The 25,444-nt window shown below is 45.5% G+C and carries 18 protein-coding genes and 2 pseudogenes; 3 read left to right on the top strand and 17 right to left on the bottom strand.

Annotated features, from left to right (window positions below; genetic code table 11):
- Window positions 1-17: 17 nt before the first annotated feature.
- From NYR53_RS12050 to NYR53_RS12020, 8 genes and pseudogenes are all read right to left on the bottom strand, one after another.
- Entirely contained in the window at window positions 18-3,884 is a 3,867-nt protein-coding gene (locus NYR53_RS12050) for a galactose-binding domain-containing protein (protein ID WP_261305387.1), read from the bottom strand.
- Between the two features lie 341 nt (window positions 3,885-4,225).
- On the bottom strand, window positions 4,226-4,930 hold the full coding sequence (locus NYR53_RS12045; protein WP_261305386.1) for an ABC transporter ATP-binding protein: 705 nt from the start codon (window positions 4,928-4,930) through the stop codon (window positions 4,226-4,228).
- Window positions 4,914-5,087, bottom strand: coding sequence for an ABC transporter ATP-binding protein C-terminal domain-containing protein (locus NYR53_RS34635; protein ID WP_437180176.1), 174 nt, complete (start codon window positions 5,085-5,087; stop codon window positions 4,914-4,916). Before NYR53_RS34635 ends, NYR53_RS12045 begins: the two co-directional genes overlap by 17 nt.
- A 95-nt stretch (window positions 5,088-5,182) precedes the next feature.
- Window positions 5,183-5,717 (bottom strand): annotated as a pseudogene (locus tag NYR53_RS12040) (ABC transporter ATP-binding protein); the annotation flags it as partial.
- A complete protein-coding gene (locus tag NYR53_RS12035; protein WP_261305384.1) occupies window positions 5,710-6,654 on the bottom strand; it encodes a branched-chain amino acid ABC transporter permease in 945 nt (314 codons plus the stop codon). The pseudogene NYR53_RS12040 and the gene NYR53_RS12035, both read right to left, overlap by 8 nt.
- Window positions 6,655-6,664: 10 nt before the next feature.
- Entirely contained in the window at window positions 6,665-7,549 is an 885-nt protein-coding gene (locus tag NYR53_RS12030; protein ID WP_261305383.1) for a branched-chain amino acid ABC transporter permease, read from the bottom strand.
- Between the two features lie 29 nt (window positions 7,550-7,578).
- Window positions 7,579-8,748 (bottom strand): ABC transporter substrate-binding protein, encoded by a 1,170-nt coding sequence (locus NYR53_RS12025; protein ID WP_261305382.1) that lies wholly within the window; start codon window positions 8,746-8,748, stop codon window positions 7,579-7,581.
- A 78-nt stretch (window positions 8,749-8,826) separates the two neighbouring features.
- Window positions 8,827-10,020 (bottom strand): helix-turn-helix domain-containing protein, encoded by a 1,194-nt coding sequence (locus NYR53_RS12020; RefSeq protein ID WP_261305381.1) that lies wholly within the window; start codon window positions 10,018-10,020, stop codon window positions 8,827-8,829.
- Window positions 10,021-10,328: 308 nt separating this feature from the next.
- Here NYR53_RS12020 and NYR53_RS12015 point away from each other — a divergent pair.
- The 3 genes and pseudogenes from NYR53_RS12015 to NYR53_RS12005 all read left to right on the top strand — a co-directional run.
- A pseudogene (locus tag NYR53_RS12015) lies at window positions 10,329-10,547 on the top strand (fructose-bisphosphatase class II); the annotation flags it as partial.
- A gap of 369 nt (window positions 10,548-10,916) precedes the next feature.
- The gene (locus NYR53_RS12010) at window positions 10,917-12,128 is read left to right on the top strand and encodes an MFS transporter (RefSeq protein ID WP_261305380.1); all 1,212 of its coding nucleotides are present in this window, start codon (window positions 10,917-10,919) and stop codon (window positions 12,126-12,128) included.
- A 15-nt stretch (window positions 12,129-12,143) separates the two neighbouring features.
- Window positions 12,144-12,983, top strand: coding sequence for an aldo/keto reductase (locus tag NYR53_RS12005; protein WP_261305379.1), 840 nt, complete (start codon window positions 12,144-12,146; stop codon window positions 12,981-12,983).
- A 186-nt stretch (window positions 12,984-13,169) separates the two neighbouring features.
- On the opposite strand, the gene cobA is transcribed toward NYR53_RS12005, so the two are convergent.
- The 9 genes from cobA to NYR53_RS11960 all read right to left on the bottom strand — a co-directional run bounded on the left by cobA (window position 13,170) and on the right by NYR53_RS11960 (window position 24,967).
- Entirely contained in the window at window positions 13,170-13,934 is a 765-nt protein-coding gene (gene cobA / locus NYR53_RS12000; RefSeq protein WP_261305378.1) for a uroporphyrinogen-III C-methyltransferase, read from the bottom strand.
- Window positions 13,935-13,993: 59 nt separating this feature from the next.
- Entirely contained in the window at window positions 13,994-14,311 is a 318-nt protein-coding gene (gene nirD / locus NYR53_RS11995) for a nitrite reductase small subunit NirD (protein ID WP_261305377.1), read from the bottom strand.
- Window positions 14,312-14,326: 15 nt separating this feature from the next.
- Window positions 14,327-16,756 carry a nitrite reductase large subunit NirB gene (nirB, locus tag NYR53_RS11990; RefSeq protein ID WP_261305376.1) on the bottom strand — a complete coding sequence of 810 codons (2,430 nt, stop codon included), beginning with the start codon at window positions 16,754-16,756 and terminating at the stop codon, window positions 14,327-14,329.
- 404 nt (window positions 16,757-17,160) lie between these two features.
- Window positions 17,161-17,649, bottom strand: coding sequence for a GerAB/ArcD/ProY family transporter (locus tag NYR53_RS11985; protein ID WP_261305375.1), 489 nt, complete (start codon window positions 17,647-17,649; stop codon window positions 17,161-17,163).
- A 483-nt stretch (window positions 17,650-18,132) separates the two neighbouring features.
- Window positions 18,133-19,758 (bottom strand): response regulator, encoded by a 1,626-nt coding sequence (locus NYR53_RS11980; protein WP_261305374.1) that lies wholly within the window; start codon window positions 19,756-19,758, stop codon window positions 18,133-18,135.
- Window positions 19,742-21,514, bottom strand: a complete 1,773-nt coding sequence (locus NYR53_RS11975; RefSeq protein WP_261305373.1) for a cache domain-containing sensor histidine kinase — start codon at window positions 21,512-21,514, stop codon at window positions 19,742-19,744. The genes NYR53_RS11980 and NYR53_RS11975 overlap by 17 nt, the downstream gene beginning before the upstream one ends.
- 96 nt (window positions 21,515-21,610) lie before the next feature.
- The gene (locus NYR53_RS11970; protein ID WP_261305372.1) at window positions 21,611-23,020 is read right to left on the bottom strand and encodes an ABC transporter substrate-binding protein; all 1,410 of its coding nucleotides are present in this window, start codon (window positions 23,018-23,020) and stop codon (window positions 21,611-21,613) included.
- A gap of 161 nt (window positions 23,021-23,181) precedes the next feature.
- Complete coding sequence (locus tag NYR53_RS11965) at window positions 23,182-23,991, bottom strand: carbohydrate ABC transporter permease (protein ID WP_437180175.1); 810 nt, start codon at window positions 23,989-23,991, stop codon at window positions 23,182-23,184.
- Between the two features lie 79 nt (window positions 23,992-24,070).
- Entirely contained in the window at window positions 24,071-24,967 is an 897-nt protein-coding gene (locus NYR53_RS11960) for a carbohydrate ABC transporter permease (protein WP_261305370.1), read from the bottom strand.
- Window positions 24,968-25,444 lie beyond the last annotated feature (477 nt).

Raw genomic sequence — 25,444 nt, 5'->3', positions numbered from 1 at the left:
CCGTTCATTCCTCCTGATTAGTTATAAACTTCGATCTCATAAATTCTGGCGTACCCGTCAAATCCCGACTGCGTCCCCTGTGTAATGTACAATCTGACGTATCTTCCTGTCGCATTCACATTGCGATCCGTAGAGTTTGCTGTATTCCCCGTCACCGTATCGGCATCTGTGAAGTTAATGCCGTCATTACTCACCTGCAATTTGTAATCCTTGGTATTGAAATTGGCGGATTCTCCATTTACAGCGGCATGTTTCACGACCCAACGGCTAATGTTAGTCACATAGCCCAGATCAATCTTTAACCAATTCGGGGACGCCGCGACGGATGCCCATTTGGAACCTGTCGAGCTGTCAACAGCATATTGCGGCGCTTCACTAGGCAAATTATAGGCATTTGCCGTGGCTATCTTGTTTAGCGCTGCATTCCCGCTTGCGGTACCATATACTTCAAATTCATCAATTCTCGCATATCCGTCATAACCGATTTGCGTTCCTTGCGTTATATACAGTCTAACATATCTGGCGTTCGTATTGATGCTGCGATCTGTTAAATTTGTCGAATTTCCCGTTACTGTGTCGACATCTGTGAAATTTATCCCGTCGCTACTTACCTGCAGCTTAAAATCACGGGTATTATAAATCGCTGATTCTCCGCCCGCTCCCGCATGTTTAACAACCCAACGCTTCAAATGATAAGACTTACCTAAATCGATTTTCAGCCAGTTGGGCGATGCCGCGACAGATACCCATTTGGTAGCTGTTGAACCATCGCCAGCAAACTGCGGCGCTTCACTCGGCAAATTATAAGCATTTGCCGAAGCTGTTCGATTCAGCGCAATATTCGTCAAACCATAAACTTCGAAATCAACGATTCGTGTTGTACTGGTCCCATCCTGCTGACCGGCCGTTACATAAAGCCGAACATATCTGCCGTTCGCGGATACATCCCGATCCGTAAGATTAGCTGTATTTCCCGTTACAGCATCAACGTCGTTAAAGTTCGTACCATCACTGCTGATTTGCAACTTATAGTCTTTTGTATTTAAAGTGGTCGATTCTCCATTATAACCTGCGTGTTTGACGACCCAGCGGCTAATATCATAGGAAGCCCCCAAATCAACTTGCAGCCAATTAGGTGCTGCTGCAGTCGAAAGCCATTTGGATGTTCCCATGCCGTCTACGGCATGATTAGCTGTATCCCCGCCCGAAGAGCTGTTGCTTGTTGCCGTTTTATTTTGCGAAATCGGAAGGGAATACGTACTCAGATCCTTGTCGTAGACATTCACGCTGCCTCCGCCGATACTGACGCTTTTGACCATATTCCCCCAAAGTAAAGAATCATAGATATTTAAGGTACCGCTAAAAGATGAAGTCGTTCGCGCAAAGTTTTGCGATGTGCTGCTTCCCGCCTGTAGGCCAATCATCTGGATCGTTCCGCCGCCTTCAACCGATACGTTTGGACCGGAAGAGGTATCGACGGAAGGCAAATAGAATGATGCATTTTGCGGCCCGGTACCCGCGCCTTCTTTGATCGTACGAATCCCTGATTTCACACCGAAGGAATCCACAGCGAATGTTTTTAGATCATTGCCATTGCCCACAGTCAGGGCATCCGTATTCGCCAGCGTATAGTTTACGGCATGCGTAAAGCCATACGTATGAGGACTATTGTTATGTTTGGATTGAAAATGTGTTCCGAAGGTGACCGCCGTCTGCTCCACCCAGCCGCGCTGTGTTCCACCGCCTACATAAACGGCTTTTTTGGCCGCATTGATCCAATTGCCGGAAACAACAAAATCATTCGACGCATTCGTGGCAAAATCAGCGCCATTGTAGCTATTTTCAAGCTCGACATATTTCATCCATGTGCCTGAGCCTGCACTGCGTACCGCATACGGATACGTGTGAATTGGATATAACGTTCTTAAATCAGTTGGAACTGACACGTCACTGCCATTCACAAAGCCTTGTTCAGGATGAAAGATGGTCAAACCACGAACACCCGCGTTCGCATTCAACGTAATGAAGGCCGTCGCCGTATCTGGTGAAGCTGTATCCTTGCCGTCATAGGCAAGCAATACGGTCGTATCTAGGTTTTCATGCGCATGCAAGTAATCGTAGCTGCCTCGCAGTTCAACGCCGCTTGGAACGTTTAATGTTGTAGAAATTTTATAAGAACCTGGAGGCAGGAATACCGTTCCGCCTCCAGCGTTGCCTGCATCGGTTAACGCAGATTGAATCGCGGTGCGATCATCCGTGATCCCGTTCCCTGTCGCGTTGTATGGCGCATTTTTTACATTATAAAAATTCGTATCGCTTGCAGGCTTTTTGGCGGGTGCAAACGTATAGTGCTGTCCACGAGCTTGCCACACCTGATCAAGATTGAGAAATTCGCCGACCTCCGGACGCAAATAATCCTGCTGAACGGAAGCGTTTATTTTCGACATCGCGCCATAGGAACCGTTAGAGGTAGGCGGGCCCTGCTCCATCAAGATCCCCATTTTCGCATCGTTAACGCTAATATCGTACATCGTTAAACCGTCATTTTTCCACAGCTTCATCCCATATAAAAACGAGTTTGTGTAACTTTTAATGTAACCAGTCTGCGTGCTGTCCGGTTTATTGGTGATCGCCGAAGGTGCATTTTGCCAAATTCCCGTATCCATAAACACATTCGTCACATACGAATATTCATAATTGCCATCCATCGTAATGCCTTGAAATAAAAAGGTTCCGTAGATATTACTGATATTCGTGCCGCTGGCGGACGAAAAATTGATGCCTTTAAAAGAATTGTAGAACGTCACGTTCACCACATTCGCTGCAAAAGAATTCGAATCAATCGTATACGGGTAAGAGGTAGGCGTAAACACGCCTCCTGTGTAACTACCTTGATTCGGATACCAAATGCTAAGATTGCGCACGGTCGTATTCGGCGCGTTCAAAGAAATCGCGGAAGCTGTCGTACTGTAAGCAGCCAAAATCGTACCCGCTGCCGGTGTGCCGTCAAGCGGACTTTTCCAATCCCCGCGTAATGTTACATTGGTTGGAATCGTCAGGCCTCCGTTCAATCGATACGTTCCCGCTGGTAGAAATACGACACCGCCGCCCATTTCCCGTGCCTGATCAAGAGCAGCCTGGATGGTTGCCGTCGCATCATTCGTCCCCGTTGTATCCGCGCTTACCGTCACATTGGCAACTACCACCTCGTCTGAGGTCAGCAAGCCGGTTTTAATAGCTGGAGCTGGATATGTAGGTGCAGTCCCTCGCTTCGTAAACGTAATGCTGTCTAAATACGTTGCCGGATCTGGACCGCCAAATTCAATAGTCAGTACATGTGTCCCTGTGCTCAAATTAACAGGCATCGGCACTGTATAGTCTTGGAACGTTGTGCCTGTTATCGCTGGCGTTGCGCCAAGCTGAATGCCGTCTATAAGCGCGGTTATCGTTGATTTCGTTGTGGAGCTGCCCATTTTGGCACGGAATTTGATGTCATGCCAGCCAGCATTCGCGCTGCTGACATTCACCGTATATTTCAGATATTCGCTTACATATCCCGCAGTTGACGACCCGCTGACCTGATCATTAGAACTCACTACGTATCGGTAGGTTACCGAATTAATCACTTCTTTAAAAAGATCGACATTCTGCACATCCCGATACGTGGTATCGCGAGTAATTTGCGCGGACGGGTGCGCAAAATAAGCATCATTTATCGCGCCAGTGTTAAAATCCTCCGCCTCAAACGTCCCAGGTACATTGATCGTCGAAAATGGGACTCCATCTGAAGCATGTGCGATTTGCGGCAGCATCCATGGAAACAAACTCAAAACCAAAAAGAAACTCATAAGAACAAGACTAACTCTATTTTTCTGAACAAACACGATATCATTTCCCTCCGATCAAATTAGGTCTAATTACCTAAGAATATTTTACCACAAACGATAGAAATGAATAATATAAATCTACAAATTTCGCATTTATTCTACAAACTCACATTTTAGAGATCGTCCGAACTTGAATCCCTTGCCTTTACCAATGAGAAAACCTCTATCGAGGCCATTCAAAGATGAGCGACCGCGTTTAGAGGTAGGTTTTATCGCCAATAAGAAAGCGGTTTTCGTCAACCGAAAACTTATACTTTCTTATGTGGTCGAAAAAAGACCTGTAAAATCCAGGTCTTGGGGTTACTCTATGAAATGGTTCCCTATTGCAAATATCTCCCTTAATGGCCAAGATACGCCTTCTTGACGCTATCCTGCGTACGCAAATTGTGCGCGGTATCGTGAAACCTGATTTCCCCATGCTCCATCACATACCCGCGATCTGCCACGGATAAAGCCATGGAGGCATTTTGCTCGATCAATAGCGTCGTTAATCCTTGCTTCTTGATGATTCGGATCGTCTCGAAAATATCTTTGACCACAATCGGTGCTAAACCCATGGACGGCTCGTCTAAAATAAGCAGCTTAGGCTTCGCCATTAGCGCACGACCGATGGCCAGCATTTGCTGTTCGCCCCCGCTCATTGTACCTGCAAATTGACTTTGACGTTCGGCTAATCGCGGAAATAGACCAAATACGAAATCGATGTCTTGCTTCAGTTCTACCTTAGAAGCTTTTCGCGAAAAAGCCCCCATCAGCAGGTTATCGACTACAGAAAGCTTAGGAAATACCCTTCTGCCTTCGGGGACCATAACGATCCCCTCTTTCACAATGTCATGGGTGGACATGCCATTCAGTTCTTTCCCATTGTACCCAATGGACCCCCGCGATGAAATGGTTCCGCAAATCGCGTTCACCGTCGTCGATTTGCCCGCACCGTTCGACCCGATTAATGTGACAACTTCACCGGCGTCAACCTGAAGAGAAAGCCCGCGAACGGCATGAATGCTTCCGTAAGACACGTTAAGATCACGAATTTGCAGCAATGGGATTCACCTCCACATCAGACTGATCGGTCTCGTCGGTCTTGCCGATATACGCTTCGATGACTTTCGGATGAGCGATGACCTGCTCCGGTTTGCCGTCCGCAATTTTCTCGCCATGATCCAGAACGACGAGCCGGTCGCACAGTCCAACAACCATTCCGACGTTATGTTCGATAAGAATGACCGTCGTTCCATTCTTTCTTATTTTCCGTACAAGATCATCCACTTCTTTGGTTTCCTGTGCGTTCATCCCAGCTGTAGGTTCATCGAGCAGCAGCAGCTTAGGATCCGCAACAAGGGCTCGGGCGATTTCCACCCGCCGTTGATTGCCGTACGATAAGCTCCCCGCCAGCTCCTGCTCGAATCCACTCAAACCTACAAGTTCAATGGCCTTAAGACTCAATTCTGCAACCTGCTCTTCTTCGACTTTGGAAGCACGCATACCGAGAATGGCTGACCACAGACCGGATTTTGTTCGGCCGAACATGCCGACTTTGACATTTTCAAGCACCGTTTCATCCTTCAGAAGCCGTATATTTTGAAAGGTTCTGGACATCCCGCTCTTTGCAATGCGAAATGGGGCAAGCCCTTGAATCGGCTTGTTTTCGAAATCAATCGTGCCTTCGTCCGCCTTATAAATACCGGTCAATATATTGAAGAACGTCGTCTTCCCAGCTCCATTCGGGCCGATCAGACCAACAATCTCTCCCTGCTTTACTTCAAAATCAACCGCTTGGACGGCCGTGAGTCCTCCAAAACGTTTCGTGATCCCTTTCACTTTAAGCATCGTTGCCACCGTCCTTTGGTGTTCCCGCTTTGTGCGGATGAAAGGACTTAAGTTTGGCTCCCGTCTTGCCGAAAATTCCTTTCGGACGATAACGTACAACCAAAACCATCAACAGCCCGTAAATAATCATCTTGTACATATCCAAATACTTCATATCGATAAAATCAAACTTGAACAAACGGAACATTTCAGGGAGCAAATACAGGAGGCTAACACCGAATAATGTGCCGCGAATACTCCCCAAACCGCCGATGACCACCATACTGAGCACAGTTGCCGAAACGGAGAATCCAAAGGAATCCGCTCCGATAAAGGACACTTTATGAGCGAACAAGGCTCCTGCAGTACCGGCGTAAGCACCGCCGATTGCGAACACAAGCACTTTATAATAAGTCGTGTTAATTCCCATCGCCTTAGCAACGGTTTCATCTTCCCGAATTACCATCCATGCTCTGCCAATACGAGAACCGGTCATTTTTTTTAGCGCATAAATACCGACGACCATGACTACTAGTACAAGCAGCAGGTACCCCGTATTATCCAGTTTCCAGCCGAACAAGGAAGGTGTGGGAATGGAATCAATCCCGTAAGCGCCTCCGGTAATTTCCGAGTTTTTGAAGAACGATTGAATAATCAATCCGAGCCCAAGCGTCGTAATGGCCAGGAAATCTTCCCTTACCCGCAGACTAGGCAGCCCCAACACAGCACTGAATACGAAGGTGATCACAACTGCTAAAATCATCGAAACCCATGTGTCCAGCCCACCTTTTACCGATAATATGGCAGAAGTATAAGCTCCGATTCCAAAAAATGCGGCGTGACCGAGCGATACTTGACCCGCGTAGCCCGTAATTAAATTTAGTCCCAATCCCAATAAAATATAGATGACTAGAAAAACGACGATATCAACGTAATAAGGATTCAGTACACTGTCCATACAAGATCACCTATACCTTCTCGATGTTTTTGCCAAAGAGTCCAGATGGTTTTACCAGAAGGATAAGTATTAAAATGATAAAAGCAATCGCATCTTTATCTACAACCATCCCTGTCATAAAGCCGTCGCTTAGCGATTCTACAATTCCTAAGATGAGGCCGCCGATAATGGTTCCCGGTATGGAACCGAGACCGCCCAGTACGACGACGCAGAATGCTTTCAAGCCAGGTATCGAGCCCATCGTCGGATACATCGAGTTGAAGTTCAATGCGACCAGAATCCCCGCAGCGGCAGCGAGTGCCGATCCGAGCAAAAAGGTAACAGCCACAACACGGTTGACGTTTACTCCCATCAAAGAGGCTGCGCGCAAATCCTGTGATGTCGCTTGAATCGCCAGACCCATTTTCGTGAATTTAAGAAACGCGTACAGAGAGCCTAGCCCGATAATGCCGGCCGCAATAATGATAAGCTTCATATTCGTAATCGTAATCGACTGTGTCAATTGAATGATGGAGATTTCGATTCCCGTCTCCGGGAATGCTCTTGTGTCCGATGAGAACATCACTTGAAACACATTCTCGAGCACGATGGCTATGCCGATGCCGCTGATTAGGGTTGTAATCGGATGTGCCCCCCGCAAAGGGCGGTAAGCATATTTTTCGATGAGTATGCCTATCCCGCCTGATACGGCCATTGCGAACAGAAATGCGACTAGAAAATGCATGTGCAAATACGTTATACCGACCATCGCTGAGAAAGCTCCGACCATATAAATCGTGCCGTGGGCAAAGTGGAGCAGCTTAAGCACGCCATATACCATCGTGAGTCCAACCGCAATCAAGATATAAATGAATCCGATGGAGATGCCGTTAATCAACTGTTGAAGAAATACCAATGGGATTCATCCTTTCCACTAGCAGATTGTTAATTGTAGGTTTTAGATTTGACGAACTGGAACTTCCCGTCCTTGACCGTCATAAAGATAACAGGCTTAATGACTTCGTGATCTTTACCGAACGTAATTTTCCCCGACGTACCTTCCAAATCTTTCGTATCATTGATAGCCTGCTTCAGCTTTTCCTTATCGGTACCTGCTTTTTGCATAGCCTCCATAATAACCATTGCGGCATCATAGCTCTGCGAGGAAAGCATATCTGGAATATCCTTAAATTTATCCTGCCATTGATTGACGAATATTTTCACGACAGAACGGTTATCAGAAGCATAAAAGGACGTCGTGAAAGTCGAACCTTCTGTATTGGTTTTCCCCAGCTCCAAATATTTCGGCGAATCGAAACCATCGACGCCAAGCAGCTGAGCGCTAATTCCCGCTTCTTTCGCTTGCTTAACGATAGCCGCTGCTTCATTGTAGTAACCAACTACGTACAAGCCATCCGGATTAGCGGCTTTGACTGCTGTCAGGATCGAGCTGAAATCTTTGTCCCCCATCTTAAACGGACGTTCAATCGCAATATTCGCACCTAACTTGCCGGCCTCTTCCTTAAATGCGGTATAAATCGATTTCCCGTAGTCAATATCGACATAAAGTACTGCGATATTTTTCTTCTTCAAATCGTTCACAGCATAATCGGCCATCGCTTTTCCTTGCAGTGGACCTGTATAGATGACGCGATTCACATAATCGCCGCCTTTGGTCGCATCTGGATGTACGGCGTAGGCAATCACCATAGGAACTTTGAGCTCCTGAATTTTTGCAGCAATCGTTTTCGTCGGCCCACTGTAAGCGCCTCCAACAATAGCAACAACTTTATCATTATTGATTAGCTTCTGAACACCTTTTAACGCTTCTTCAGGTTTTCCTTGATCGTCTTCCGCTACCAATTCAACCTTCTTGCCTTGGATACCTCCGGCTTTATTGTACTGCTCAATCGCCATTATCGCAGCATCTCTGCTATGTGTCCCGTCCGTTGCAGTCGGGCCCGTTAACGGACCGATCCAACCTAGCTTGACCGTCTCGCCGGCATTTTTAGTCGTACTATCACTTTTCACTGAGTCGCTAGACTTTGCTGCGCAACCCGAAACCATAAGAGATATAGTAAGCACACCTGCTGCAATCAAAGATAACTTTTTCAATGTATAACCCCCTATTAAATGTATGAATTCATCTTACTTTAAAAGCGTTTTCATGAATCTAGTCAAACTTGCGGAACACTAGCACAATTTTGCTGCGCGGTACTCTGACGGGCTGCAGCTCATATAAAGTTTAAATTTTCGTGTAAAGTAATTGGGATCAGGAAATCCAACCTGAGCTGCAATTAGTTGAACGGGTAAATCCGTCGTTTCTAGAAAGTGCACAGCCTTTTCAATGCGAAGTTTGTTCAAGAAATCGACGAAGCTTAAGCCGACTTCCCTCTTAAACAAATGCGCGAAATGATACGTGCTTAGATAACAAAAACGTGCTATTTCCCCTAAAGTAATTTTCTGTTGCAAATTCCCCTTCATATACTCGATGGCCGACCGAATGACGGGGGATGCCTCCCGCGCATGCGCTTCGGCTACCTGCCTCGCCAGCTTCCGCCAATAATCGCACACTTTCAGGACGTATTTATCGTAACGAATAGTATTGTTTAAATCTTGAATGACTCTGGCGCTGCCTGACAACAATTCAGACGCATCTCCTCCCACATCAAGCACTAGCCTTGATACGGTCATAATGAGGTCGAAAGTTTCCGATTTGAACATGTCAATATTATGCTTGTACGCCTGAGCTAGCCGCTCCAGTAAAATTCTTAGATATACGATGGAACCTTCTTCATCGCCGATTCTTACACGCGCGAGCAGCTCCATCTTCTCCTCATGGGTGATGACCTGAACCCATTTCTTCTCATGCCTTCTTCTTTTTTCATATTGAAAAACAAGCCGATTTCCTTGAAAAAAACGATCGATCATCGACTCCTTCGCTTCCTCATAGGAATAATGCAGCATATATGGGTTATCATAATACGTGCCGATTCCAGCTGAAACAGAAAAACCTTGTTGATCCATAATATTTTGCGTTTCATTAACCATCTGCAAGGTAAGCCCCACATAAGCTTCCTTCGATAAACTCTCCGCCTTGAGCTCCAAGAGTGCAGCTAATACGCCTTCGGATACCCACACCCAAAGGAACGGTACGGTTATCGCTTTATGAATCGCTCTAACAAGCTTATGCCCAATGTCCGCTCGCCAAATAAAAGGTTGTCCTACGGCATAATCATAGTATCGATCAATAGAGAAGACAATGACTACATGCGGTGATACTTCAATACCTAAACGATTTTGAATTTCGTTAAAGTTAGCCTCGTGCACTAACGTCCCGGATATCAGCATCTGCGAAAATGCAGCCTGCGATGCGTTTAATTTCACTAAAAGATTCCTCCCAACAGAAGTCATCCTATTATATAACCGCTTTCATTGATTTCACAATACCGGGCTGCAATAGCCCGGTATTTGTTTATTTTGAAAACATCATGCATAGAAATAATAGTAGAAAAGAACTTACAATCAGGTTTACCATAGGCTTCTAATAAGTAAATATAAAGTATAGAATGTCCTTCTTTAATATGGGAAAACTAATAAAATCTAAATAAGCTAGGGAGAGAAACTATGGAACGGGAACTTGCGTTGGAGATTGTTCGAGTAACGGAGTTGGCTGTGTTAGCATCAGCTCCTTGGATCCTAACAAAATCTTGACGATGGATGATATGGTGGGTATGGAGGATGTTATTTTTGCTGCGACTGGAGTAACTCCTGGCGAGTTTTTGGAAGGTGTGCGATATTTACCGGATCAGCGGGCTGAAACGCATTCCATTGTCATGCGAGCAAAAACCAAAACGATACGAAACATCCGTACTTTGCACTATTTGCCGAATAAACCATTGCTGAAGAAATGATACTCTTCCAAATATAGAGACTTAAACGGGAATGAATAAGACTACTCCGAACGCTAAACCTTCGATATTGAAGGGCTTGGCGTTTTTTTATATTGCGCTTTATTCCATAGTAGTATTTCCCGTTTTTGCGGCACCATGCATTGCCTAATATACCTACCACATCTTATAAGAGTAGTGCCTTTGAGGCAGGGCAAAATAAGCTGTAAATTAACCGCTTTGAAGGGTACTTTCTAGTACCTATATACCTTAAAAGTACCTATAGTACATAAAAGTACGTACTTATCAAAAACGTCTAAATGGTTTTATAATAGCACTCATGACGCGAAAGTAAAGCTTACTTCCGGTCAACATGAAATTAGGAGGCATAAAATGAACCAGTCCTTAACACATTCTGCAGCACAACATAAAGTGAGGCAAAACACAGGAACATGGGCACTTCTTGCCCTTGCCATTAGCGCATTTGGAATCGGAACAACGGAGTTTGTTCCAGTAGGCCTGCTCGCGTCCATCGCGAATGACTTGAACATTGGCATCACGCTAGCTGGCCTTCTTATTTCTGGTTATGCGATTGGCGTCGCGGTCGGAGCCCCGATCCTCACCGCGCTAACCAATCGGATAAGCCGGAAATCCTTGCTCATGTCGCTGATGGTTGTTTTCATCATCGGTAATGCGATCGCTGCACTTTCACCATCATTTGAAATATTGCTTATTGCACGTTTCATTACTGCATTTTCTCATGGTGTCTTTTTCTCCATTGGAGCGACCATTGCTGTTCAGCTAGTATCTCCAGAGAAAAAAGGCAGTGCCATTGCTCTCATGTTCACCGGTCTTACCATCGCCATTGTTACCGGTGTTCCATTGGGGACATTTATCGGGCAAGCCCTCGGCTGGAGAGCAACTTTCTGGGGCGTAGCCTTATTGGGTGTGATTTCGTTCATTTCCAGTGCCGCACTCATTCCTAAAAATCTCAAGCAATCTCCACCGGCTAAATTTTCAGATATGTTCCGTCTGCTCACCAATGGCCGTTTGGTCCTGGGCTTTCTGATTACGGCATTCGGTTATGGAGGGACGTTTGTTGCTTTCACTTATTTAACTCCACTCCTGCACGATGTGACTGGCATAAGTACAGGCATGATTAACATTATCTTGATCATTTATGGAGTAGCTGTTGCATTCGGTAACTCTATTGGTGGCAAATTAGCCAATAAGAACCCTTTACGCGCACTATTTTGGATGTTTATTGTTCAAGCAGCCATTCTAATTCTTTTAACATTCCTTGCTCCATTTAAAGTGGTTGGCGTGATTGGTGTTATCTTAATGGGCTTGCTTGCTTTCATGAATGTGCCTGGTCTTCAGTTATATGTCGTGGGGCTTGCTGAAAAGTATGTACCATCAGCGGTCGATGTTGCATCAGCGATCAATATTGCAGCGTTCAACGTCGGTATCGCTATTGGCTCGATCGTCGGTGGGGTTGTTATCGACTCCATGGGACTTGTTCATACCCCATGGGTTGGTGCTTTAATGGTTCTTGTCGCCATCATTCTTACCGGCGTATCTGCTAAGCTGGAAAGGAAATCATAATAGGAGGATAATCAAATGAAACATTTACAAGATACAATTCAATTAAACCATGGTAAAGCTTTTCCTTGGCTAGGTCTAGGTGTCTTCCAGGTCGAGGATGGCGATACGGTCATTGCAGCCGTTGAAGAAGCCATTGTTGTTGGCTACCGTCATATTGATACAGCAGCTATTTATCAGAATGAAGAAGGCGTTGGAGAAGGGATTCGCCGTGGCTTGAAACGCACCGGACTTCAACGTGAAGACTTATTCATCACCTCGAAATTATGGAATGCAGATCAAGGCTACGATAGCGCAATAGCCGCTTATGAAAAAAGCATTAAGAATCTGGGATTAGAAAAGCTTGATTTATACCTGATCCATTGGCCTGTTGAAAATAAATATCTAGAAAGCTGGAAAGCGCTAGAGTATCTGTATCACGAAGGGCGTGTCGGGGCTATTGGAGTTAGCAATTTCCAAATCCGCCACCTGCAAAACCTGCTTAAAGAAGCAACTGTGAAACCGGCTATTAATCAAGTAGAGCGTCATCCAAGACTCGTCCAGAATGAACTTAAATCTTTTTTAGATAACAACGGGATTCAAGCTGTTGCTTGGGCCCCTCTCATGCAGGGGGAGATTTTGCATGAACCCGTCATCCAAGCTATTGCAGATCGCGCGGGAAAATCGGTTGCCCAAATCGTCCTTCGTTGGCAGCTGCAAAGCGGCTGGGCAACGATTCCGAAATCCATTCAAGCCAAACGCATTCAGTCCAATGCAGAAATCTTTGATTTCTCCTTAAATGATGCTGATATGACAGCTATTTCTGCACTTGATCAGCATCGCCGTGTGGGTCCAGACCCTGATAACTTTGATTTTTAAGTTTTTAAATTTGAAAGAGGCTCTCCCAGAAGTCATTTGGGACAGCCTCTTTTCCTATTGCTGCGCTAAGCTATGGTAAGTTGGAGGTATATTCTCCTTAAGAGCATCTATCATACTTCTTAATTTTGGCATTGTTGAATTTTTGACTTTATAGGCAAAATATAAATCATTCGAACTTAATAAGGTTCACAAATTATTTTCGGCGAACCAAGATAGCCTTTCTCTTAAATGAACGACGTCACCAACCAGGATGATAGCCGGATTGGGCATATTTTGATCCTGTAGTGTTTTCTCCAAATGATTTAACGAACTTATGATTGTCTTTTGATCCTCGGTTGTCCCCCAAGATACAACTGCAACCGGCGTCTCGGGGTTCCTTCCATAGTGAATAAGCTGGTTACACAAATAAGTGATATTTCCCATTCCCATATAAAATGCAATCGTATCAATACCGGTAGCAAGCGCCTTCCACTTGTCAGGTGAAATTGTGTCGTCTTGACACAAATGCCCGGTTACCATGGCAAACGTTGAAGCTACTTTCCGATGAGTAACTGGTATGCCTGCATAAGCGGGCGCAGCGATTCCAGCAGTAATCCCGGGTATGATTTCAAATGCTACTCCGTGCTCAACTAATTTCTCCGCTTCTTCTCCGACACGTCCGAATACACAAGGATCTCCACCTTTTAGACGAGTAACTATCTTACCTTCAAGAGCTTTTAAGGCAATGATTTCATTGATTTGCTCTTGTTGAATCGAGTGATGGTTCGGCTGCTTCCCACAGTAAATGAACTCCGCATCTTTACGAGCCATATTTAATAACTCCGGATTGGCAAGGCGGTCATACACGATCACATCAGAAGATTGAATACATTTTAAACCTTTGACAGTAATTAACTCGGGATCTCCCGGCCCAGCCCCAACAAAAAATACTTTACCTTTATTATTTTCCATTTATTTGTCACCTCAATAACAAAAGTTATTATTCCTTATCCTTCTGGCTGGATTACCGGTTATTTATCCATGTGCAAATACATTTCTCCGCTAGCGTCGTCGATCTCCACCTGGAAGGACGTTACACCCCCCTCATCCGGCGCTTGAACAAGCCCGTCATGCAGGTCGATTTTCCAATCATGCAGAGGACAAAATACGTGATGATCACAAACGATTCCTTCAGAAAGCTTACCTGCTTTGTGCGGACAGCGATTCTCGATAGCTTTGATAGCACCATCTGAAAGCTTAAACATCGCGACTTCCAAGGATCCAATCCGAACAACCCTCGATCTTTTTTCAGCAATTTCTGAAATATGTCCAACGTGAACCCGTTTCATATGTGTCATCTCCCTCTATTTAAATATGTCTGCCGACTGTTCTTCCATTGGTACAAACGTCTTGCGCAGCGCTTGCTGTTCAATGATTTCTTTCCAAGGATCTTTCATCAGATCCAGCGTCTTCTCAATGCGGTCTACAAGTGCAGTGCGATCTTCTTTGGATTCTAGCGCCACTTTGATCGTATCTAAACCGACACGTTCCACCCACTCGGCAGTCCGTTCGTTGTATTTCCCTGTTTCGCGATAGTATTGCAGGTAAGCACCGGACCATTCAAGCACTTCTTCTTCGGATTTCACTTTGCACAGCAAATCGGTTCCACGAAGTTTTGTCCCGCCGTTACCTCCGACATGCAGTTCCCAGCCGCCGTCAATGGCCACAACGCCAAAGTCCTTAATTGTAGCTTCCGCACAGTTCCGGGGACAGCCCGATACCGCCATTTTCACTTTTGCCGGTGTATTCAGACCCTCGAATCTTTTCTCAAGCTGAATACCCATGCCGATAGCATCTTGGGTTCCGAAGCGGCAGAACGTTGAACCTACGCACGTTTTCACTGTACGCAGCGACTTACCGTACGCATAGCCTGAAGGCATATCCAGATCAGCCCACATGCCAGGCAGGTCTTCTTTCTTCACGCCAAGCAAGTCAATCCGCTGTCCGCCTGTCATTTTCACAAGAGGCACTTCGTATTTCTCGGCGATTTCTGCGATTTTCTTCAAATCCTTCGGCGTCGTTACACCGCCGTACATTCTTGGAACGACCGAGTACGTACCGTCTTTCTGGATGTTCGCATGATTGCGCTCATTCACAAAACGCGACTCTCTTTCGTCCTCATGCGTTTCCGGCCATACCATACCGAGATAGTAATTCAGTGCTGGGCGGCATTTGGAGCAACCTTCCGAGTTGGACCATTCGAGTACGTTCATAACTTCCTTCGTGGTCGTCAATCTCATACCGCGAATCGCTTCTACGACTTCGTCGCGTCCAAGTGTCGTACAACCGCAAATACCTTCGTTAACGGTTTTTACTCCGTCTTCTCCAAGGACATAAGTGAGTACATCGGCCACTAGCGGTTTACAACCTCCGCAGGAAGCGGACGCTTTGGTACATGCTTTGATATCATTGACGCTAGAGCAGCCTTTCTCCTGAATCGCCTGTACGATCGCACCTTTGGAAACTCCGTTACAGCCGCATACGATCTCGTCCTCGCTCATGGCAGCAACCATCTCTACTCCGGATTTGGCCTTGCCTCCACCATCACCTAAGAGCACAGTCTTTTCTTTGCCTGTTACGTCTTCGCCATTACGAATCATTGCAAATAAACGAGAGCTGTCACTGATATCACCGAACAGCACCGCACCGATGACTTTCCCTTCTCTGATGACGACCTTCTTATAAATCCCTTCGAAATCGTCCTGCACGCGAACTGCGCGCGTATCTGGCTTATCTGCATATTCGCCCGCTGAAAATACATCCACACCCGATACTTTCAGCTTGGTTGATACAACGGAGCCTTGATAGCCTGCTGTCTCTACACCTGCGAGTCGTTTGGCAAGCACGGCACCTTGCTCATAAAGCGGAGCAACCAAGCCGTAGGCTACCCCGCGATGCTCAGCACACTCGCCAATGGAGTAGACGTTCGGCACATTCGTTTCCAAAAAGTCATTGACGACGATACCTCGATTGATATCGATGCCGCTGCTTTTCGCAAGCGCAATATTAGGACGAATTCCTACAGCCATAACAATAAGGTCGGCATCGACTTCCGATCCATCTGTAAATCGAAGACCCGTTACGCGCTTTTTACCAACAATCGATTCACTGTTTTTCTTAAGCAAGAATTTCATGCCTTGGCGTTCCAACTCTTGCTGTAGCAAGAATGAAGCTGTTCTATCAAGTTGGAGATTCATCAAGTATTCATTAATGTGAACGACCGACACTTCCATATTCAGGTTCAGCAGTCCACGAGCAGCTTCCAACCCGAGCAGACCGCCTCCGATGACGACAGCTTTTTTGTAGTTCTTGGCCGTTTCGATCATCTTCTCGCAATCTTTGATATCCCGGAAGGCAATGACACCTTCTTTGTCCGCACCAGGTAGCGGAAGAATGAATGGCAGAGATCCTGTCGCAATGATCAATTCATCATAGGGTACAGTTATCCCGCCGTCTGTGCTGACGAGCTTGCGCTCTGTATCAATTTTGTTAACTGTTTGACCCGTGTGCAATGTAATGTGATTCTCTTCGTACCAGGACCAGTCATTGATGACAATGTCTTTCATATCGGCATCTCCGGCTAAAACCGATGAAAGTAGGATACGATTATAGTTTGGATGGGGTTCGCTTCCGAAGATCGTAATTTCATAGCGGTTCGGTGCAATCTTTAGTAATTGCTCAATACAGCTGACTCCAGCCATTCCATTTCCTATTAAAACAATTTTTTTCTTCATCGTGATTCACTCTCCTATACCGGAAATAAATTAACATGTAATGTTATGTAATTGCTAAAATAATCATTTTTTCGATCTTTCCGATATTTCACGTCATATTATCTAACATACGAATATTAATTACTAATGTACATCAAGACTTCGTATTTATCAACAATAATTTGTAATTCCCTCAGCGTTAATTACAATAATGCCTATATTAATCGAACTATTTATTTGTTTTTTCATTCGATCGTTCGGTTTACATTCCGTTTTCATAGACGTTTGAAGTAATTACCCGAATAATCACGTTATATTTAATTACATGCATTTGACGATATATCCCCAAAAACAAAGAGGTTGTCCCCTCAGTCTCTGAAGACTAATGGCAACAACCTCTTTATTGAGCCATATTCAATTCTATCCTATCCTTTAATTTGTTTCCCCTGTCCTTTAATCAACATAACAAGAAAAAGTATGGCCGGTATGACTCCAATGAATATCTTATTTAACATAAACTGCTCCCCGACGATTTTCCCAATCTCCAGATGCAACTGCCAGCTTGACGGGAGAAGGGAAGTTATAAAAATAATGACTCCAACAGGAAGCGCAAACCTTCGATAGTCTGTTTGAAACAGCTGAGATAACCCAATTACGGCAGCCAAAAACCATAATGTTGCTTTGATAAAAATCCCAGCATAAAAAAGTAAGATCACAAATGCGTCAAAACGCTCGAATACTTCGGCGATCTGAATCAACTGAACAGCTTGTAATAAAGGTACAGTACTAATGTTAAGTAGTTGCGGACCCAGAACAATTAGATTCATAATGTTCGAGAAAAGGATAACCAGCCCGGATACAAAAAAAGATCGAACCGACGTTTTAGCCAAGGTGCTTTTTTTGTATTCGTCCACGAAATAGCCTCATAATTATTCCATATATAGGAATTTATTCTAACTATATTTTCATGTTAGGTTTGATGCATGCTTAGTGTGAAAAACATCCTTATGGTGGGTGAAAACCACGCGTGGCGCGCGTAAGATGAGCCATAGCGATGAAAAACATCGCTAACTCGCGCCAACGACCGAGCACCCCCTCCATAAGGATGAATAACATCCTTATGGTGGGTGAAAACCACGCGTGGCGCGCGTAAGATGAGCCATAGCGATGAAAAACATCGCTAACTCGCGCCCACGGACGAGCACCACCGCCATAAGGATGAAAATCATCCTTATGAGGGGTGAAACGCAAACAAACCTAACCAATTCAGCCGCTGCTGAACAAATTAGGTTTACAAGCGAATATGCCCAGGTGCCTTAGCAATCTCCTGCTACGTATTTTTTTCATTTTTGTTTATAAACTAAAATTGTTCTCCCAGTTTTCGTTCTCACTAATCATCATGCTCCCGCTCCTTTAGCGCTATACAGCTGTTTGAATTCAGAAGGTGTCATGCCAGTATGTTTTTTAAACAGTTCACTGAAATGCGGCCTATCTTCGTATCCGAGTGCTTGGGCAATTTCTTGAACTTGTTTGCCTTGGGCCAGCATAATCTTGGCCTGCTCCATCCGCTCTGTTGTCACAAACTGTACAACGGTCATACCCGTTACCTTCTTAAACAAATTGGCAAAATAACTGCCGCTCAAATAAACAAGTTTGGCATAATCATTAACTGTCATATTAGAGGACACATTTTGACGTATGTGCTCAATAACTTGTTCCACGACTTGATTCGTATCTTCCACATGACGTTTCTGAATCAACTCACAACCCATCCTGCACAGTTCCTTCATGTTTCCTTGGAGCTCCTTGAGCTTATAAGATGAAAGATTTTTGATGTACAGAACATGACGTTCGATCTGTTTCATTTCTTCATGAGTCAGTTTCTCCGAGAAAACACGGTTGATCAGAAAAGCGAGCTCATCACAGAACCCCTTCACCACCTCTGGAGCTGGAGGCACGGACGCTGTAATTGTTTCCTCGAATAGCTCGTCTACAATGGCATATGCTTTTTGCAAGTTTCCAGATCGCAGGCAATAAAAAAGTTCTTTTTCCTTTTCTGGAGAGTAGCGCGGCGCTGTCTGGTGGACCAGGCTCATATTTCGATAACTGTACACGGTGTTGCCGCCCGTATAAAAACTATAAGAAAGCGCAGCAAGCGCTTGAGCATAGGAGTACGATATTTGATGTATCGCCTGTACTTCTTCCCCGAGACCTATGGATACGGTATATCTGGAATATTTTTCAACATTTTCACGATATTGCTCAGAAATGGCTTCTACACTTAGGGAATCCAGTGGATTGAATATGGCTACAAACCGGTTCGTGTTATCACGGAACACAAATCCTTTGGTGTACCGTCTTAGGCTTTCTTCCAAAATATTTTGCACGGTAAACCGAATCAGCTCAACCTCATGTACAGGCAGAGTCTCGGTTTGTTCAGCGAACTGATCGATTTCTGTCAGCATAACAACAAAGCGCTCCCGCTCCAGTCCGATGTTCAGGAAGTCCCAACGTCTGGCCGCTTGTTCGGGGGTCGTTCGGAATTGCAGCAGAAGTTGAAAATATTCCTGTCTTAAATACGGCAAGCTTTCCCGCAGTTTTCTTTCCATCTCATGAAAGCGCTGAGTTTCCCCCATTTCCTCTTCAATCGACTTTTTCGCCTTTAAGACCACTTCGATAATTTTTTGCGGCGTAAACGGTTTGACAATATAATCGAACGCTCCGAGCTGAACGGCCTGCTGCGCATACTGAAAATCGGTGTAGCCGCTTAAAAAAACAATTTTCGTTCGCGGAAACTTTTCCAATACCTGCTTGGTCATTTCCAAACCGTCCATTTTCGGCATCCGTATATCGGTCAGGACAATGTGGGGCTCTGTTTCGAGGATGAGCTCAATACCTCTCTCTCCGTTGCCTGCTGTGCCTACAATGCGAATACCGTAAGTCTCCCAATTGATTTGATTGGAGATCCCTTGTACCACGATCTTGATATCATCAATTACGCACATCCTAAGTTCTGTCGCCATCGTTATATCCCTCACCTGCTAGTGGTATTGTTAGTGTGACCGAGGTAGATATATGGGGTTCGCTGCTCAAGTCAATATCAGCTTCACTACCGTAATGCAGCCGCAATCGTCCATAAACGTTACGTAGGGCATAGCTTTTTTTCAAAGATTGTTCGATCCGCATGTCAGCCTTGACTGTTTGAACGTCCATGCCAGCACCGTTATCCTCCACACGCAGCTGCAGACTATCACTCAGACGTATAATGGAAATCCGAATGATTCCCATTCCCTCCATTTCTTGAAAGCCATGCAGGATGGAGTTTTCTACCAAGGGCTGCAAGATAATTTTCAATATCGGCTCATCCAGCAGCGAATCATCCTCCAGCTCAATCGTGTAATCGAACAGACCTTCATAGCATTTTTGCTGAAGATTTAAATACTGCCTAACATGATCGATTTCCTTGGCCAGTGTCGTCATCTCGTTGCCGCCGTTAAGACCCAACTGGAACAGCAGCGACAGTGAGGTGATCATCTCCGTGACATCTTGGTTTTGAGACGATTCCGACTTCCATATGATCGTATTTAATGTATTATACAAAAAATGAGGATCGATCTGCGCCTGAAGTGCTTTGACCTCCATTTTACGCTTGTCAAACTCGGCTTCCTTGACATCCTCGATGAGCGAGGAGATTTCTTCCAGCATTCGGTTAAACTTAAGCCCAACCTGGGTGACTTCATCCTCGTATTTACTGGTAAACCGCACATCGAGGTTATTTTGCTCAACCCTCTTCATCAGCCCCTGCAGTTTATGCAAAGGCTTCAGTAATAAGCTTGAAATGACATTGGACAGGATGAATGCCAATATGGCGCAGCACAACATGATCCATAGTGTGGTCGTTTTGATACGGTTCACCTGACGAAGCAAATCGGATTGCATTTGCACACTGACAAGCGTCCAGTTGTCTGCCAGCGTTAGCCGCGAATAATTAACCAAATAGGGACTTCCGGCCATGTTATATTTGAAAAAGCCTCGCTGCTGCCTCTGTAAAAGCTTCATGAACTCCGGATCCCGCTGAAATGACGAGGAGCGTGATCCAAGCGGAAGCACGGCTTCACCGCTGCCGGTTACGAGAAAATAATGGTCTGCAGGAACGAGCAGGTCGTCGGTGATGGCACTCAGAATCGCGTCTTCCTTCACATTGACTACGACATAAGCGTCATGGACATTCAAATCCGTGATCGGCTTCATGATCAGGGAGATGACCCGCTGATTCCCCAAAAATAAGGGATCCTCATGATCTTCCACCCAGATGACGCGATCGGTGCTATCCAAATAACGTGAAAACAGCGTATCCTTGAAGCTAGTTTGACTACGATGATCGGTTGTCGCATAAAGCTCTCCTGCAGGCGTATAAATCAAAACGGATTGGATGGAAGGTTCGATCAGCTTCATTTGCCCAAGAGGGATTTGCATCGAAGACAACCTTGTGTAGTAGGATCCCGAAGAATGCGAGTACACGTCCTCCATAGCCGACTTGAACGCATCGCTAAGCATCATAGTCGAGGTCGTCACAATGATGTGGCGCAGCTTCTCATCCAGCACGCGCGCGGATTTATTGAGCGTATTCTGACTGGAAATGAAAGCCTCCTGTTCTGTCGATCGAAAGGCAATCCAATAGGACATCAGGCCCGTTAGCGCGATGGAAAGGACGGTCAGCATGAGGAACGAGATCCATAACCGGCGGCGCAGCGAAAGCCGGTAATACCATTTTTTCAAGGGTGCTCCCTCCTTTCTAAAGAAGAGAAGAGACGCGCCGATTTCAGCAGCGCGCCCCTTCCCGTATGCAAATCATCCTCAAGTTCGACTGCCCGCCTACTTGGCGAGGCTGCCCTGCAGCTTACTCGGGTCAAAGTCCGGATTCGCTTTCATCTTCGTATCACCGGCTGCCCGCGCTTTCTCCAATGCCGCATTATAGCGGGTTGTCAAATCGCTCAATAGTTTATCCACGTCTCCGCCACTCAGCATATATTTAACGACGGAGTCGCCTGTCTTCATGCCTTCCACCTTCGCCTCTGTAACACCGGTCGGTGTCGGAGCATACAGACCATCGAATTTGCTTGGCAGGAAGCCGTCGATCCCCGGCATGGTCGGTTTTTTCGCAGTTGCGTTGACATCCGGAACGATGGAAATTCCAAAACCTTTCTCATGGTATTCCTTCTGGAAGTCCAGCGTATACAAATACTGCATAAATTTCCATGCCGCGTCTTTGTGCTGCGTGTTTTTGTTAATGCCAATGTAGTTGCCTGCAATTACCGAGACAGTCCCTTTCTGGTTGCCGTCGATCGTAGGAGGCAAAGCAGCGGCCCAGTTCACTTTGGTCGGGAATTGCGATTGATACACGGCCGGCTCGCCGGAGTGGTTCAAGTACATGCCGATCTTTCCTGCCGCGAACTGCGCGCGCAGCGGATCGATATCAAGCGATTCGACGCCCGGCAGCATGCTCCCATCCTGCTTCATCTGGCGCAGTGCTTCTACTACGGGCTTGTACACCGAGAAATCATACTGTCCTGTCTTGTAATTGTAGCCGTCCACCTCGCCGGTTCCGCTCAACGTTCCGATTGGAGTGACGATTCTGCTGAATGCGGAATTGGCGTTTTTGAAATTTTCCGCGAAGCCGAATGCACCGATATCTTTGCCGGCTTCCGTAATCTTCTTGGCATCCTCGACCAATTCCTTAACCGTTTTCGGCGGTTCTTTAATACCGGCCTTCTGGAATAGATCGACGTTATAAATCAATCTCCAGTATTGCCCCGTATTCGGCAGCGAATAAATTTTACCGTCGATCGTATTCATCTCTTCAACTTGTAGGTTGCCGAAGCGCTTCTTCATATCGTCGGTCATCAGATCGTTGATCGGCAGCAAATATCCTTTTTTCACATAGTTGGGGAAATCGTTAGTCCGGAACACATCCGGCGCTTGATTGCTGGCAAAAGCGATATCGACTGACTGATTATAATTATCGGCAAGTACCGTCATTTCAACTTCAATGTTATCCTTGTTGGTTTCGTTGAACTTTTTGATGGCATCTTTCATGTAATCGGCATCGTGACGGTCAATGGTCCAATAAGACAGCTTTGTTTTAGTTCCTGCAGGTGCAGGGGTGCCCGTAGTACTGGAAGTGCCAATAGCTTTAGGTTGTTCCGTTTGTGAGCTGCAAGCCGCGAGTGAAGCGACCAAAGTAACGCCGAGCAGCGTGTTCATGACAAGTTGTTTCTTCTTCATGTGGTGAAACCCTCCTAATTTTTATTTTACCTCAAAACAAAATGCTTCGTCACAAAATGTAACTGCTTTCATAATATAATCGCTCATCAAGCTGAACCGTGAAGGGCAAATCAACTTTCGATGAGGGGAAAAAACACTTTTTTTAGAGTAGGGTCATACAATTAACCTTTCAAGCTGCCTGCTGTCACCTGAACGAAAGATTTGTTCGCAATGATGTACACGACCAGAATCGGAAGGAAGGATAGGCAAGCTCCTGCCATCATAAGATGTATCTCTGCAGCAGCGCCGATCCCGTAACGCAAATTGGCCAGCCCCACCGTTAGCGTTTGCAGCTTCGGATTCGTCATCGTGAAAACAAGGGGCAAGATGTACTCGTTCCATGCGCCTCGGAAGGTGAACAAAGCGGTGACGCCGAGCGCAGGACGCAGCAGCGGAAGAATGATCCGCCAGTAAACCGTGTAGAAATTGCAGCCATCAATATAAGCAGCTTCATCCAGATCTTTGGGTATCGCTTTGAAAAAACCGATCAGCATAAAATAGACTGTGGCATGCGCGCTAATTAAGATAAGAACAACACCCCACAGCGATTTGTTTAGCCCCAGCTTTACCATGAGATCGAACTGAGGCCTAAGAACAACGGCTCCGATTGAGATGAACATCGTGCTGGCTTGCAGAATCACATATAGGCGTTTGCCTGGGAAACGCGTACGATCCACGGCATAGGCGGACATTGAAGCAACGAGTAATGTGCCAATCGTAACTGCCGTACTGACAAATAAGCTGTTCCAAGTAAAGCGCGAGAAATTCGCTTGTTTCCATGCCGTAGCGTAGTTGGAAAACTTCCAGATCGAAGGCAGCAGAGTCGCTCCCGTTGTCAATTCTGCATTTGTTTTGAATGATCCCAGAATCGCCATAACCATGGGAAATAACGTGAAGAAGGCTATCGCCAGCAAAAAAATCCATTTCAACATATGTCCCGCGACATGTCCGCTTCTAAGGACACTCGATTTCGTTTGTGTATTCGTCATTGTTGGTAGCACCCCGCTTTCATTATTCCCGATTCAACCGTTTGGACATATAGAAATAAAGGACTGTGATCAAACCGACAATCAGTGCCGTTACAAACCCGACTGCGCTGCCATAGCCGATCTGCTGTACGGTTGAAGCCGATGCAGAAACCGGGAAAAACAGTTTATACACATAGAGGTACATGACATCGGTCTTGCCGAACGGTCCGCCCTCGGTCAGAACCATAATGCTTTCATAGCCCTTCAAGGCAGTGATGATGGCTAGCATAATGATCATTTGTAGAACAGGACCCAGCATCGGAATCGTAATGTACCAAAATTTGTGTGCTGAATTCGCTCCATCAATCGATGCGCTCTCATACAAATCCTCGGGAATACCTTGCAAACCTGCAATGAAAAGCAGCATATAGTTACCGATCGCACCCCAGATAGCCGTAATAATTACGGTCAGCATCGCATAATTCGGTCCCAGCCAATCTATTGCTTTGGAGATTAAGCCATACTTCATCAAAAATTGATTGAGCAGCCCGTTATACGAATTGAAAATGGTAAAGAACACGATCGACATGACCGATGTACTGATAATGGTTGGCATAAAATAAATGGCACGCAACAGGCCCTTGGCTTTCAGTCCCCGATTAAGTATGACGGCGAGTAAAAGGGAAATCGGCAAAACGATGATAATTTTACCGCTTGCATAAATGAAGGTGTTATACACAGAGTGCCAGAACTCCTGATCGCGCAGCAACCTCGAAAAATTGTCGAGTCCAATAAATTTCTCCTGCCCATACCCCTGATAATCGTAGAACATATAGCGAAGCGCCCAAGCAATCGGATAGATTCCAAGCGCCAAAGTTAAAAATAGACTGGGAAAAATGAATACATAGGAATTGAAAAGAGAAATCCTTTTTCGCCGCATCGTACATCTGCTCCTTTAGATTATTGTACTCCAAGCATAGTACAACCCTGCTCGGGTACGGGAGCGGCAATTCAACTGTATCCGTAGGACAAATCAACTGTTTTTAAATCATGAAATGGCTCTCAATGATCTCCAGCAAACGGCTGAGGCTGTCTCAAAGGTCATTTTGGGATTTTATTCCACATTCTCAAATAGGCTAAGGAGGTTACCAATGTTGTAGTTTCTACAACAATTTACACGCTTAAAGGCTATTTTGCCTGTTGAAGTTGCAGTTTGCACAACATTTTTACCCCATTTGTGGCAAAATGGCCCTATACGGTAATTATTGTTGTACTTTATGCAACATCTAGGGAGATCAGCGGGATTTAGGAAGAAATTGTTGCACATTTTACAACATGTAGCTAATAATCATAAACTGGTGTAATTTTCACTTACCCCAAAACCTATCATTTCTTATATAAAAAAAAGGAGTTGGCA

The organism is Paenibacillus andongensis (assembly GCF_025369935.1).
Lineage (GTDB): Bacteria > Bacillota > Bacilli > Paenibacillales > NBRC-103111 > Paenibacillus_E > Paenibacillus_E andongensis.
Note: the sequence above shows the minus strand (reverse complement) of the source record. Positions and strands in the feature narration are given on the sequence as shown.

Coding starts and splice junctions, on each gene's coding strand:
- NYR53_RS34635 (WP_437180176.1), bottom strand. CDS start 5,087: ATGGTTGTTGGACTGTGCGACCGGCTCGTCGTTCTGGATCATGGCGAG.
- NYR53_RS12035 (WP_261305384.1), bottom strand. CDS start 6,654: ATGGACAGTGTACTGAATCCTTATTACGTTGATATCGTCGTTTTTCTA.
- NYR53_RS12010 (WP_261305380.1), top strand. CDS start 10,917: ATGAACCAGTCCTTAACACATTCTGCAGCACAACATAAAGTGAGGCAA.
- NYR53_RS12005 (WP_261305379.1), top strand. CDS start 12,144: ATGAAACATTTACAAGATACAATTCAATTAAACCATGGTAAAGCTTTT.
- cobA (WP_261305378.1), bottom strand. CDS start 13,934: ATGGAAAATAATAAAGGTAAAGTATTTTTTGTTGGGGCTGGGCCGGGA.
- nirD (WP_261305377.1), bottom strand. CDS start 14,311: ATGAAACGGGTTCACGTTGGACATATTTCAGAAATTGCTGAAAAAAGA.
- nirB (WP_261305376.1), bottom strand. CDS start 16,756: ATGAAGAAAAAAATTGTTTTAATAGGAAATGGAATGGCTGGAGTCAGC.
- NYR53_RS11980 (WP_261305374.1), bottom strand. CDS start 19,758: ATGGCGACAGAACTTAGGATGTGCGTAATTGATGATATCAAGATCGTG.
- NYR53_RS11970 (WP_261305372.1), bottom strand. CDS start 23,020: ATGAAGAAGAAACAACTTGTCATGAACACGCTGCTCGGCGTTACTTTG.
- NYR53_RS11965 (WP_437180175.1), bottom strand. CDS start 23,991: ATGTTGAAATGGATTTTTTTGCTGGCGATAGCCTTCTTCACGTTATTT.
- NYR53_RS11960 (WP_261305370.1), bottom strand. CDS start 24,967: ATGCGGCGAAAAAGGATTTCTCTTTTCAATTCCTATGTATTCATTTTT.